This window comes from Cryobacterium sp. MDB2-A-1 (assembly GCF_004402675.1).
Classification (GTDB): domain Bacteria; phylum Actinomycetota; class Actinomycetes; order Actinomycetales; family Microbacteriaceae; genus Cryobacterium; species Cryobacterium glucosi.
The window spans coordinates 79,678-93,076 of record NZ_SOFK01000022.1 but is presented as its reverse complement, the minus strand read 5'-3'; the positions used below and the strand labels follow the sequence as shown (position 1 = coordinate 93,076).

The 13,399-nt window shown below is 66.5% G+C and carries 11 protein-coding genes; all 11 read right to left on the bottom strand.

All coding sequences use genetic code 11. The annotated features are described in order from the left end of the window. Positions 1-83: 83 nt before the first annotated feature. On the bottom strand, positions 84-1,265 hold the full coding sequence (gene mmsB, locus E3O39_RS05390; RefSeq protein WP_134446766.1) for a multiple monosaccharide ABC transporter permease: 1,182 nt from the start codon (positions 1,263-1,265) through the stop codon (positions 84-86). Then, positions 1,262-2,782 carry a multiple monosaccharide ABC transporter ATP-binding protein gene (gene mmsA, locus E3O39_RS05385; RefSeq protein WP_370294730.1) on the bottom strand — a complete coding sequence of 507 codons (1,521 nt, stop codon included), beginning with the start codon at positions 2,780-2,782 and terminating at the stop codon, positions 1,262-1,264. The genes mmsB and mmsA overlap by 4 nt, the downstream gene beginning before the upstream one ends. Before the next feature lie 134 nt (positions 2,783-2,916). After that, positions 2,917-4,041 (bottom strand): multiple monosaccharide ABC transporter substrate-binding protein, encoded by a 1,125-nt coding sequence (gene chvE, locus E3O39_RS05380; protein ID WP_134446762.1) that lies wholly within the window; start codon positions 4,039-4,041, stop codon positions 2,917-2,919. Between the two features lie 215 nt (positions 4,042-4,256). Further along, entirely contained in the window at positions 4,257-4,967 is a 711-nt protein-coding gene (locus E3O39_RS05375; RefSeq protein WP_134446760.1) for an L-ribulose-5-phosphate 4-epimerase, read from the bottom strand. Continuing rightward, the gene (locus E3O39_RS19680; protein ID WP_255454105.1) at positions 4,964-5,095 is read right to left on the bottom strand and encodes a hypothetical protein; all 132 of its coding nucleotides are present in this window, start codon (positions 5,093-5,095) and stop codon (positions 4,964-4,966) included. Before E3O39_RS19680 ends, E3O39_RS05375 begins: the two co-directional genes overlap by 4 nt. Before the next feature lie 192 nt (positions 5,096-5,287). Next, positions 5,288-6,310 carry a LacI family DNA-binding transcriptional regulator gene (locus tag E3O39_RS05370; RefSeq protein WP_134446758.1) on the bottom strand — a complete coding sequence of 341 codons (1,023 nt, stop codon included), beginning with the start codon at positions 6,308-6,310 and terminating at the stop codon, positions 5,288-5,290. Positions 6,311-6,411: 101 nt separating this feature from the next. Next, entirely contained in the window at positions 6,412-7,104 is a 693-nt protein-coding gene (locus E3O39_RS05365) for a cyclase family protein (RefSeq protein WP_134446756.1), read from the bottom strand. Continuing rightward, positions 7,101-8,474, bottom strand: a complete 1,374-nt coding sequence (locus E3O39_RS05360) for an APC family permease (RefSeq protein ID WP_134446754.1) — start codon at positions 8,472-8,474, stop codon at positions 7,101-7,103. Before E3O39_RS05360 ends, E3O39_RS05365 begins: the two co-directional genes overlap by 4 nt. Positions 8,475-8,578: 104 nt before the next feature. Beyond that, positions 8,579-9,751 carry a cystathionine gamma-synthase gene (locus tag E3O39_RS05355; RefSeq protein WP_134446752.1) on the bottom strand — a complete coding sequence of 391 codons (1,173 nt, stop codon included), beginning with the start codon at positions 9,749-9,751 and terminating at the stop codon, positions 8,579-8,581. A gap of 25 nt (positions 9,752-9,776) precedes the next feature. Further along, on the bottom strand, positions 9,777-11,141 hold the full coding sequence (locus E3O39_RS05350; RefSeq protein ID WP_134446750.1) for a cystathionine beta-synthase: 1,365 nt from the start codon (positions 11,139-11,141) through the stop codon (positions 9,777-9,779). A 150-nt stretch (positions 11,142-11,291) separates the two neighbouring features. Next, a complete protein-coding gene (locus E3O39_RS05345; RefSeq protein ID WP_134446905.1) occupies positions 11,292-13,268 on the bottom strand; it encodes an ABC transporter ATP-binding protein in 1,977 nt (658 codons plus the stop codon). Positions 13,269-13,399 lie beyond the last annotated feature (131 nt).

Below are 13,399 nucleotides of genomic sequence, written 5' to 3'. Positions count from 1 at the left end.
ATACACAAAAGGCAGATCGCAGGCGCAAAAAAGCGGGCCGGTCGTCCGAAGACGACCGGCCCGCTCTCGCGTGTTTGTGCGGGTCAGCGACCGCCGGAGCGACGCTTGTTGTACACGTCGAACGCGACGGCACCGAGCAGCACCAGGCCCTTGATGAGCTGCTGGTACTCCGTTCCGACACCGAGGATCGACATGCCGTTGTTCAGCAGCCCGATGATGAAACCACCGATGATGGCGCCGGTGACGGTACCGATACCACCGGTGACCGCGGCGCCACCGATGAAGACGGCGGCGATGGCGTCGAGTTCGAAGCCGTCACCGGCCTTCGGGTTGGCGAGGTTGAGCTGGGCGGTGAAGACGAGCCCGGCGAGTGCCGAGATGACGCCCATGTTCACGAAGAGCATGAAGGTGACGCGCTTGGTCTTGATGCCCGACAGTGCAGCGGCGTTCAGGTTGCCACCGATGGCGTAGATGTGGCGGCCGAAGACGCTGTTCGACATCACGGATGCGTAGACGACGATCAGGACGCCGAGGACGATCAGGACGATGGGCGTGCCACGGTAGCTCGCGAGCAGGTACGTGATGCCGAGGATCATCGCTGCGGTGAACACCAGCTTGGTGAGGAACCAGGCGAACGGCTCGTCTTCGACGTCGTACTTCGCGCGGGCACGGCGCTGGCGGATGCCCTGGAGCACCAGGAAGAGCGTCGCAATGATGCCGATACCGAGGGTCAGCGGTTCGACAGCACTGGTTCCGCCGCCGAGGTCGGGGAGGAATCCGCTGCCGAGGGCGCGGAATTCGTCGGGGAACGGCGAGATCTGCTTGTTCTGCAGTGCGATCTGGGTGAGCCCACGGAAGGTGAGCATACCGGCCAAGGTCACGATGAAGGCCGGTATCCCGAAGTAGGCGATCCAGAAGCCCTGCCACATTCCCACGAGGGCGCCGACACCGAGGCACAGGATGATCGCGAGCCACCACGGCACATTCCACTGCGTGATCATCACGCCGGACATGGCGCCGACGAAGGCGACGACCGAACCGACCGAGAGGTCGATGTGGCCGGCGATGATGACCATGACCATGCCCACGGCGAGGATCAGGATGTAGCTGTTCTGCACGATCAGGTTCGTGACGTTGATCGGCTTCAGGGTGATGCCGTTGGTGGCCACCTGGAAGAAGATCACGATCGCGATCAGGGCGATGAACAGGCCGATTTGCCGCAGCTGGCCGGCGAGGTAATTAAGTGAAGATCTGAACACGCTCATCGCTTGTCCTTGTCCCTTTCCTGGGTCATGTTTTGCATAAGGAATTCGGCCGTCGTCTGCCCGCGGGCGACGTCCGCCGTGATCCGGCCTTCGAAGATGGTGTAGATCCGGTCGCAGATGCCGATCAGTTCCGGCAGTTCGGACGAGATCACGATGACGCCCTTGCCTGCGTCGGCGAGGCGGTTGATGATTCCGTAGATCTCATACTTGGCGCCGACGTCGATGCCGCGGGTGGGCTCGTCGAGGATGAGGACATCCGGGTCGGAGAACATCCACTTGGACAGCACGACCTTCTGCTGGTTTCCGCCGGAGAGCTTCCCGGCGAGGGCCTCAACCGTCGGAGCCTTGATGTTCATGCTCTTGCGGTAGCCCTCTGCGACGACGATCTCCTGGTTGGAGTCCACCCAGCCGCGCTTGGCGATCTTGTGCATGCCCACCGTGGAGATGTTGCGCTTGATGTCCTCGATCAGGTTGAGACCGTACCGCTTGCGATCCTCGGTTGCGTACGCCAGGCCGTGATCGATGGCGTTCGCTACCGTGCTCGTGTTGATCTTGACGCCGTTCTTGTACACGGTGCCGGAGATGTTGTGCCCGTAGCTGTGGCCGAAGACGCTCATCGCGAGCTCGGTCCTGCCCGCGCCCATCAGCCCGGCGATGCCGACGATCTCGCCGGCCCTGACGGTGATGTTCGCGTCCTTGACAACCCGGCGCTGGTGGTCGAGCGGGTGGTAGACGTTCCAGTCTTCGACCCGGAGGAGTTCCTCACCGATGTTCGGCGTGTGGTCGGGGTAGCGGCTGCCGAGGTCGCGGCCGACCATGCCCTTGATGATGCGCTCCTCGGAGATGTCATCGGTGTGCATGTCGAGCGTCTCGATGAGCTTGCCGTCACGGATGATGGTGACCTCGTCGGCGATGGCCTTGATCTCGTTCAGCTTGTGGCTGATCATGATCGAGGTGACGCCCTGGCCCTTGAGGTGCTTCATCAGGTCGAGCAGGTGCGCGGAGTCCTCGTCGTTGAGTGCTGCGGTCGGCTCGTCCAGGATCAGGAGTTTGACCTCCTTGGACAGGGCCTTCGCGATTTCCACGAGCTGCTGCTTGCCGACGCCGATGTCGCGGATCTTGGTGATCGGGTTGTCCTTGAGACCGACCCTGGCGAGCAGCTTGGCTGCCTCCATGTTGGTCTTGTTCCAGTCGATCCAGCCGTTGTTCTGCTGCTCGTTGCCGAGGAAGATGTTCTCGGCGATGGAGAGGAACGGGCTCAGCGCCAGCTCCTGGTGGATGATGACGACGCCTGAGGCCTCGGAGTCATTGATGGATTTAAAGGCGACCGGCTCATTTTCGAAGACGATCTCGCCCTCGTATGTGCCGTGCGGGTAGACGCCGGAGAGCACCTTCATCAAGGTGGACTTTCCTGCACCGTTTTCACCGCAAATCGCGTGGATGTGGCCTCGCTTCACCGCGAGGGAAACGTCCTGGAGGGCTTTCACTCCGGGAAAGGTTTTCGTGATGCTGCGCATCTCGAGAATATTCGTTGTCACCGTTACTTCTTCTTCCGGTGGAGAGAGGGTGGGTGGTGGTTGTGGTGCTGGTGCTTTCGGTGCTGGCAGTGGCGGCGGGGTGACCCGCCGCCACTGCCGGTGGAGCGAAGAACCTACTTGAGGTCGGCCTCGGTGTAGTAACCGGTGTCGACGAGCAGGGCCTTGTAGTTGTCCTTGGTAACGACCTGCGGAGCGAACAGGAAGGTCGGGACGACCTTGACCTTGTTGTTGTAGCTCTTCGTGTCGTTGACCTCGGGGGTCTTGCCGTTGAGCAGGTCGTCAGCCATCTTCACGGCCTCGTCGCCGAGCTGGCGCGTGTCCTTGTAGATGGAGGAGTACTGCTGGCCGGCGATGATCGACTTGACCGAAGCGGCCTCGGAGTCCTGACCGGTGATGATCGGGAGCTTGTCGGTGGCGTATCCCGAGCTCGTCAGAGCCGAGATGATGCCGATGGAGAGACCGTCATACGGGGAGAGCACGCCGTCGACCTTGGAGCCGTCGGAGTAGGTGCTCGCGATGAGGTTCTGCATCCGCTTCTGGGCGGTCGCCGGGTCCCAACGCAGGGTGGCGACCTGGGTGAAGCTGACCTGGCCGCTCTTGACGACGATGACGCCCTTGTCGATGTACGGCTGCAGGACGGAGATGGCGCCGTTGAAGAAGAACGTGGCGTTGTTGTCGTCGGGGCTGCCGCCGAAGAGTTCGACGTTGAACGGGCCGGTCTTGCCGGTGTCCTTGCCGTCCTTGTCCAGCACGCCGAGTCCGGTGAGCAGGCTCGTGGCCTGCAGCACGCCGACCTCGTTGTTGTCGAACGTGGTGTAGTAGTCGACGTTCTTGTTGCCGTTGATCAGGCGGTCGTACGCGATGACCTTGACGCCGGCCGCTGCGGCCTGGTCAAGCTGGTCGCTGAGCGCGGTGCCGTCGATCGACGCGATGATGAGGATCTTCGCGCCCTTCGTCAGCATGTTGCTGATCTGCTGGACCTGGGTGGGGATCTTGTCTTCGCCGTATTCGAGGTCGACCTTGTAGCCGAGCTTCTCGAGGGAGGCCTTGACAGCGTCGCCGTCCTTGATCCAGCGCTCGCTGGACTTGGTGGGCATTGCGACGCCGACAAGTGCACCGGCGTTGGCGCCCGCTGCAGCGGTGGTGGTGGCTGTGTCGCCACGTCCGCCGGAGCAGGCAGCGAGGGAGAGTGCGAGTCCAATGGCAGCGATGCCTGCGAGGACCTTACTTGTCTTCACTGAATTACCTTTCGTGGATCTGTTATCAACTCTGATGGCAGTTGTATTGGTGCTGCTATGTGATTACAGGCCTTGTGCCAGTCGGTAGTAGGCCTGGTTCCAACGCACCTAGCGGGTGAAATCCCGAAGGGTGGTGGTCTTATCGGTCACGAGAAGCTCGGTGCGAGCAATCGCGGCGAAATCGTGGGGGTCGAGAGTGGTGGAGAGAGCGGGCATCACTTCAGTGCTCCTTGCGGCGCTTGTCCGTAGACGTTCTGATAGCGGTTGTAGAGGGAGTCGATCGCGGCCTGCGGGATCGGGATGAGTGCTCCGCCCTGGCGGGCGATGTGCACGGTGCGGGCGACGTCTTCGACCATGACCGCGGCCTTGACCGCGTCCCTGGCGTCCTTGCCGATCGTGAAGGGGCCGTGGTTCTGCATCAGGACGGCCCGGGACCGGTGTCCCGTGAGGGCCGCGACGATGCCGCGGCCGATCGTGTCGTCACCGATGATCGCGAAGGTGCCGATCGGGATCGGGCCGCCGAACTCGTCGGCCATGGCCGTGATCACGCAGGGGATCTCCTCACCGCGGGCGGCCCAGGCGGTCGCGTAGGTGGAGTGCGTGTGCACGACACCGCCGATCTCGGGCATGTTGCGGTAGACGTAGGCGTGGGCGGCGGTGTCGCTCGACGGGGAACGGTCCGAGCCGGGGGTGCCGGGGATCACTGCGCCGTCGAGGTCGCACAGGATCATGTTCTCCGGGGCGAGGTCGGCGTAGTCGACGCCGCTCGGCTTGATCACGAAGAGGTCTGCGCCCGGGACGCGGCCGGAGACGTTGCCGCCGGTCCAGACCACGAGGCCGTTGCGGGTGAGTTCGGCGTGGAGGTCGGCGACATCGGCGCGGATGCGAGCGATCGCGACCTCGATCTGGGGTCCGTAGGTGCTCATGCGAACGCCACCGTACCGGTGGAGATACCCGCACCGCGCGTGAGGGCGTTCGGTCGGCGATCGCCTCCGATGACAGAGATCTCGGCGGATGCGTCGGCTGCGGGCGCGGCCTGTGCGTTCTCGATCACGAAATTCGACTCCTTTGTCATGCGGTGCTGAGGCCATGGCCGTCTGCGTACTCACGTGCGTACTTACATTGTCACGAAATGTGAACGGTCACAATCGCTGTGCTCACACTACGCCCGCAGTGGGCGTCCTTGTCAAGTCAGGGCGAATAAGTGGCTGGTTGCGTTTTGGTAACCACCCGAAACGCGCCGGATTCAGAAGGCAGGGGGCCCTGTGGAGCCACGGACGATGAGCTCGGGAATGATCGGTGCGCGGAACTTGTCCGGGTCGTCACCGGCGATGGTGCCGAGCAGGAGGGCGATGCACCGGCGGCCCAGTTCCGCGAAGTCCTGGCGCACGGTCGTGAGCGGCGGCCAGAAGTGTGGCGCCTCCGGAATATCGTCGAACCCGACGATGCTCACATCCCGTGGGATGTCGAGCCCCGCATCCCTGACCGCGTGCATGATCCCGAGCGCCATCTGGTCGTTCGAGGAGAAAATGGCGGTGAAGTCGCGTTGCCGCAACAGTTCGCGCCCGGCGTGATAGCCGAAGTCCGCCGTCCAGTCCCCGAGGATCGGGGCGGTCGTCGGCACGTCCATCGCCCCCATTTCCTCGAGGAACCCGCGCATCCGCGCCTCGGCCTCGATCCAGTCCTGCGGCCCGGCGAGGTGGAAGATGCGCCGGTGCCCGAGGTCGATGAGATGCCGTGTGGCCAGTCGTGCACCGTGGATCTGGTCGACGGAGAGTGCGTGGTCATTGGGCCGGCCCGTCGACTGGAGTGTGACATACGGCACCTCGATCGAGAGCTGTTCGAGGACGTCGAAGACGCGGACCTGGGGGGCGATGACCACGATCCCCTCGACCGACTGGTACATCAGGTGGTCGAGTGCCGCTTCGATCGAGACAGTGTCGACCGAGGTCAGGTTCGCGGTGTTGACGTAATAGCCCGCCTCCCGCGCCGCATCCTGGATCGCGGCGATGCTGCTCGCGGGGCCGTACTGGGCCCCGGAGGCCGACAGCACGCCGATCGTGCGCGATCGCCCCCTCGACAGCGCCCTGGCCGCCCGGTTGGGTCGGTATTGGAGCTCCTCGATCACCTGCAGCACGCGGGCCTTGGTCGAATCTCGGATGCTCGGGTGATTGTTGAGTACTCGCGACACCGTCTGATGCGAGACTCCGGCGAGGCGTGCAACGTCCCGGATGCTGGGAGCCCGACCAGTGGGCAGTTCAGCAGTCATCGGGGCCTCGTCTATGAGCACGGTCACAAAAAAAATTACGCACCCCCAGTATGCACCGCCGGGGAGGCGCGATGTGACCGTCACATAGCGGGAATCCGGCCTCAGCCGACCGGGCCGGGTACCCGCGCGAATGCCCGCACCGGGAAAGTGCCGAAGCCCTCGATCTTCGGAGGTACCGCCGAGAACGTCCCGCCGGAGGCCGGTACGTCCCCCAGCCCGGTGAGGTGCTCGACGACGTGGATGCCGGCAGCGAGCAGGGCCGAATGGGCGGGCCTCTCCCCACTCCCCTCGGTGTCGTCGATGTTGAGCGAGTCGATCCCGACGAGGGCGACGCCGGCACCGACGAGGAACCCGACGGCGTCTTCGGCCAGGAAGGGAGCCCCCGCCCTGTACTCCGGGGTGCCGAAGTGGCGGTCCCAGCCGGTGTGGATCAACACGGCCGAACCGGCCAGGCCGGAGCCTCGCTCGGCGAATGCCGCTGCGGGAATGCCACGGGCCGCAGCATCCGTCAGATGGAATACCTCGGCGGGGAGGTCGACGAGGGTATCGAGGTCGAGGCCGGCGAGATCCGTTCCACCCTCGTACCGGTGGTACGGACTGTCGAGATACGTGCCCGTGTTGCCGATCAGGGTGATCACGTCCATGGTGAATTCGGTGCCGGGCGCGTAGGCCGAGCGCGAGGCGGCACGGGTGAGGAAGGGCTCGATCACGGGAGCCGGCAGCCCCGGGTACGTCACGAGGCCCGCCCGGATGGTGTGGCTGAGATCGATCAGGCGGGCACGGGCGACGGTCATGTGTTCTCCTGGGCGGTTCGGGTTGGGCGGGGACGTGTTGAGCGAGCGCTTCCGGGCGAATGTTCGGGTGCACGGGAGAGCAGGGGGTTCGTCCGGCGCTTCTTGACCCGGCCGATGACGACGGCGACGAGGGCGAGCACGGCGGGAACGAGGAGGTTCGGGCCCGCGAGCACGAGCAGCGCGCCGGTGAGGGCCACGCTGACCGCTGCGAGCCACCAGCCGAGGCTGTAGCGGTCCAGGAGGCGCACGGCGGCGATCATGCCGAGAGTGTAGATCGCGACCATGGAGCTCGTGTGGATCAGGATGAAGACCGACAGGGGCAGGTGCTGCGTCACCATGATCGTGAAGTACCCACCGGTGAGCACGGCGACCACGGAGAGGCTGCGGCGCGGGACGCCGCCCGATTCGACGCCGCGGGCGAGCCAGAGCGGGAGATCGCCGTCGCGACCGAGCGAGGCGCCGAGCTTGGCGAACGCGCCCAGGTACACGTTGAGCACCCCGAGGGCGACGATCGCTGCGATCACCGCGACCGAGACCGGGCCGACGCCGCCGGGCGTCTGGGCGACGAGGGCGAGCAGGGGGACGGCGCCCGTTCCCGCAGCGCCGCCGAGGACGGCGACCGTCACGTACTGCAGCGCGAGGTAGGCCGCGCCCACGACCACGAGCGCGATCGCCGTCGCCGCCGGGATGACGCGGCGGGGATTGCGGAACTCCCCCGCGATGTGGGTGCCGACCTCCCAGCCGGCGAAGGCCCAGACGAACAGGCTGACGGCGGCGCCGACGCCGGTCCAGCCGTGGGTCAGGAACGGCTGGAAGTTTCCGGGCTCTGCGGCGGGGAAGGCGACGGTGACGACCCCGATGACGATGACGAGCAGCGCTCCGGTGAGGATGAGCTGAACGGCTCCGGAGACCCGGACACCGAGGTAGTTGGACACGAACGGTGGAACAAGGATCAGGAGGGCGACGATCGGTACGGCGGCCTGCTCGACCCCGAGGATCGCGACGACGTATTCCGCGCCGAGCATGGCGACGACCGGGGCGCCGAAGCCGACGCCGAAGAAGAACCAGTAGCCGGTCATCCGCGCCCACGTCTGGCCGAGGGCCGTGCGGACGTAGCTCGCCACGCCGCCGGGGTCCGGGTATCGGGCGGCGAGGGCGGCGAACGTGCCCGCGAGCGGGATGGACAGCACGAAGACGATCAGAACCGCGAGCAGGGAGGCCGGCCCTGCCGCAGCGGCCGCGAGTCCGGGCAGCACCAGGATCCCGGTGCCGAGGACCGCGGCGATGTACAGCGCGGTGCCCTGCAGAAGGCCCAGACGCCCGGAGCCGGTGGGGGCGGGGCTCACGGGGGCATCCGTCGGCTGGGTCATGATCCTATGCTGCCGGACGACCATGCCCCCGCGAAATGGCAGACGTGACACACTCCGTCGAATTCCTGCCAACTTGCGGCCCGCACCGGCCGCAGCCGAATCCGTTAGGGGCGGGTGAGGTGGGCGACGGCGGCGAGGGCAGCGTCGAGGTCGGCGATCAGGTCGGCCTTGTCCTCGATACCGACGGAGAGGCGGATGATGTTGTCTGCGACCTCGAGTTCCGTTCCACGCACCGAGGCGTGCGTCATCTCGGCGGGGTAGTTCACGAGGGACTCGACGCCACCGAGGGACTCGGCGAGCTGGAAGAGCTTCGTGGACTCGGCGAAGGCACGGGCAGCGGCGGCCCCGCCGGCGAACGCGATCGAGAGCATGCCGCCGAAGCCGCTCATCTGGCGTTTGGCGAGCTCGTGGCCGGGGTGGTTCGGCAGGCCGGGGTAGTAGACGGCTTCGAGGGCTGGATGGCCGTCGAGGTGTTCGGCGATCGCCTGCGCGTTGGAGCAGTGCCGGTCCATCCGCACCGAGAGGGTCTTGATGCCGCGCACGGTGAGCCAGGCGTCGAGGGGTGCGGAGACGGGTCCTGTGGCGAACTGCAGGAACTGCGCCTTCTGGTAGAGCGCATCGTCATTGATCACGAGGGCCCCGCCGAGCACGTCGGAGTGACCGCCGAGGTACTTGGTGGTCGAGTGCACGACGACGTCGGCGCCGAACGCCAGCGGATGCTGCAGGGCGGGGCTCGCAAACGTGTTGTCGACGATCACGGTGACGCCGAAACGGTGCCCGAGCGTGGCGAGCGCCTCGATGTCGCTGATCTTCATGAGGGGGTTGCTCGGCGTCTCGACCCAGAGGATCTTCGTTTCACCGGGAATGATCGCGGCCTCGACGGCGGCGAGATCGGACAGGTCGACGGTCGTGTTGCGGATGCCGACCGCGCCGTGCACCGTGTTGATCAGGCGGTGCGTTCCGCCGTAGACGTCGTTGCCGAGCACGATGTGATCGCCGGGTGCGAGCAGGGCACGCAGGATGGTGTCCTCCGCGGCGAGGCCGCTCGCGAACGACAGGCCGTGCGCGCCACCCTCGAGGGCGGCGAGCAGGGTCTCGAGCACGGTGCGCGTCGGGTTCCCGCCGCGGCTGTATTCGTAGCCGCCGCGCAGGTGGCCGATGCTCTCCTGCACATAGGTCGAGGTCAGGTAGATCGGCGGAATGACGGCTCCGGTCGTCGGGTCGAATTCCTGTCCGGCGTGGATGGCGAGGGTGTCGAAGTTCGGGGTGCTGGGCATCCGTGGGTCCTTTGGTGGTGGGCGCTCAGGCGCTGAGGTAGGTGAGGAGGTCGTGGCGGGTGATGACGCCGAGGGGCTTGCCATCGGCGGTGACGAGGAGGGCATCGTCGTGGGCGAAGGCGGCACGGGCGGACGCGACGGGTTCGTTGACGCCGATCATCGGCAGGGAATCGCCGACGTAGGCGCTGATCTTGTCGGTGAGTTTCGCCTCGCCGGAGAAGACGAGCTCCATCAAGTGGCGCTCGTCGATCGCGCCGAGCACCTCGCCCATCACGACCGGCGGCTTGGCGGTCAACACGAGCAGCTGGGAGACGCTCGACACCGTCATGGCCTCGATCGCGTCGCGCACGGTGTCGATCGGGTGCACGTAGACGAAGGCAGGCAGGGTGCCGGTCTTGCTCTCGAGGAGGTCTGCCACGGTGTGCCCGGCCGGGGCGTTGCTGAAGCCGTAGCTGCGCATCCACTTGTCGTTGAAGATCTTGCCGAGGTAGCCGCGACCGCCGTCGGGCAGCAGCACGACGACGACGGCGTCGGCCGGGAGGGTCGCCGCGGCGCGAAGGGCCGCGACCACGGCCATGCCGCTCGAACCGCCGACGAGGATGCCCTCTTCGAGTGCGAGGCGCCTGGTCATGGCGAAGGATTCGGCGTCGGAGACGGCGATGACCTCGTGCACGACGGCGGGGTCGTACGCCGCAGGCCAGAAGTCCTCGCCGACGCCTTCGACGAGGTAGGGCCTGCCGGTGCCGCCGGAGTAGACCGAGCCTTCCGGGTCCGCGCCGATGATGCGCACCGTGTCGCCAGAGACCTCGCGGAGGTACCGCCCGGTGCCGGTGATCGTTCCGCCGGTGCCGACGCCCGCGACGAAGTGGGTGACGGTGCCGTCGGTGTCGCGCCAGATCTCCGGACCTGTCGACTCGTAGTGGCTGAGCGGCCCGTTCGGATTGGCGTACTGGTTGGGCTTGAAGGCGCCGGGGATCTCCCTGGCGAGCCGGTCGGAGACGCTGTAGTACGACTCCGGGTCGTCGGGCGCGACGGATGTCGGGGTCACGACGACCTCGGCGCCGTACGCGGTGAGCACGTTGCGCTTGTCCTCGCCGACCTTGTCCGGCAGCACGAACACGCACCGGTAGCCGCGCTGCTGCGCGACGAGGGCGAGGCCGACGCCGGTGTTGCCGGACGTGGGTTCGACGATGGTTCCGCCGGGCAGCAGCAGGCCGTCACGTTCGGCGGCATCGATGATTCGGGTGGCGATCCGGTCCTTCGCGGAGCCGCCCGGGTTGAAGTACTCGAGTTTGACCAGCACGGTCGCGCCGATCCCCTCGGTGACCTTGTTGAGTTTGACCAGCGGCGTGTTGCCGATGAGGTCGAGGATGGTGTCTGCAATCTTCATGGAAGATCCTTCGTCGAGGTGTCGTGAATGTCACCGCGCGGCCTGGGGCTCACGCACGGGACGGGCGAGGAGTGATCGGGGTGGGGCGTCAGGGGTCGGTCAGCGACCCGGACAACACGGACACTTCAGACGAACGAGCACCCTCCAACTCTAGTACCGCTCGTCGGTGAGCGGGCGGGGCGGAATCACAGGGGCGCTCGGTGCCACGGCCGGGACAGCACCCGAGACGGCGCCCGGGCTCGCGACCTGCTCGGAGTAGAGCCGCGCGTAGACGCCGTTCGCGGCGAGCAGGCCGCCGTGGGTCCCGCTCTCGACGATCCGGCCGCCGTCGACGACGAAGATCACGTCGGCCGCGACGATCGTCGAGAGCCGGTGGGCGATCGCGATCGTGGTGCGGCCGCGGGACGCGGTGTCGAGTGCCGCCTGCACGACGCGCTCGGAGATGGCGTCGAGGGCGCTCGTCGCCTCGTCGAGGATGAGCACTTCCGGGTTCTTCAGGAGCACCCTGGCGATGGCGATACGCTGCTTTTCGCCGCCGGAGAGCCGGTACCCGCGCTCGCCGACGACCGTGTCGTAGCCGGCGGGGAAGGACGCGATCGTGTCGTGGATGCTCGCGGACCGGGCGGCGGCCTCGAGTTCGTCCGCCGTGGCATCCGGTTTCGCATAGCGGAGGTTCTCGGCGATCGTCGCGTGGAAGAGGTAGGTCTCCTGGCTCACAATGCCGATGTGGGAGACGAGGGACTGCTGGGCGAGATCGCGCACGTCGATGCCGCCGAACAGGACTCGCCCTTCCGTCGCCTCGTAGAAGCGGGGGATCAGGTAGGAGACGGTCGTCTTCCCGGCGCCGGAAGGCCCGACGAACGCGGCGAACTGGCCGGGCTCGATCGTGAACGAGACCTGGTCGAGGGTGGGCCGGGACTCACCGGCGGCATCCGGATAGGCGAACGTGACGGCATCGAATTCGACGCGACCGGTGGCGGGGCCGGTCTCGGGCACCGCGAGAGCCTCCGGGGAATCCTGGATCGCCGGGACGAGGTCGAGGTACTGGAAGATCCGCGCGAAGAGGGCGCTCGAGGTCTGCAGGTCGAGTGCGACCCGCATCAGGCCGAGCAGGGGGAACAGCAGCCGGGACTGCACGGTCGTGAACGCGACGATCGTGCCTGCGGTGATGTCGGCGGAACCGTTGCTCATCAGCAGGCCGGCGACCAGGTAGACGATCGCGGGGATGCTCGAGAGGAAAATACTGACCATGGCGAAGAACCACTGGCCGCTCATCTGCTGGCTGACCTGCAGTCGTACCTGGTTGTCGTTCTCGTCCGAGTAGCGGCCGATCTCGGCCTGCTGCCTGGTGAAGCTCTTGGAGAGCAGAATCCCGGAGACGCTCAGAGTCTCCTGCGTGATCGCGGTCATGTCGGAAAGCGATTCCTGGGTCTTCGCCGCGATCCGGGCGCGGACCTGGCCGACGCGGCGCTGGGCGATCACGAGGATCGGCATCAGGATCAGGGCGACGATCGTGAGCTGCCAGTCGAGCAGGAGCATCGCGACGAACGCGGCGATCACGGTGACGGCGTTGCCGAGCAGGCTCGAGATGGTGTTCGTGAGCACGCTCGCGACGCCGCCGACGTCGTTCTGCAGCCGCGACTGGATGATCCCGGTCTTGGTGCGGGTGAAGAAGCTCAGCTCCATGGCCTGCAGGTGAGTGAACAGTCGCACGCGCAGGGCGCCCATCACGGTGTTGCCGACACTCGCGGTGAGCCAGGTCTGCCACACCCCGAGCAGCTGGGAACCGAGGTAGATCGCGATCATGAGCCCGACGAGGGTCGCGAGGCGGGGCAGGTTGGGCTCTCCCCCCGGCGGGAACAGGCCCTCGTCGAATGCGCGCTGCACGAGCAGAGGCGGGACCACCGAGAGCGCGGCGCTGATGATCACGAGCACGACGGTGACAGTGAGCGCGGTGCGGTGCGGCGCGAACAGCGCGGCAATCCTGCCGAGGAGGTTCGGTATCCGCGGTGCTTCGGCGTTCTCGGCGCGCTGGGCGACGGGGTCATCGCCGCTGATCCGCCCGCGCGGGCGTCCGTACTGTCCAGGCCGGCCGGAGGGGGCCGACCCGCCACCGTGGCCGTGCATTGCACTCATGAAGCCAGCCTAAACGTCGCCGCAGCGGCATCCGCTCGCCTGCAGGGCACGCAACTGTGCCCGCTCCGGACACCTGTTCCCGTTGCGCGGGGCACAGGTGTCCGTTACGGGCACAGGTGTTG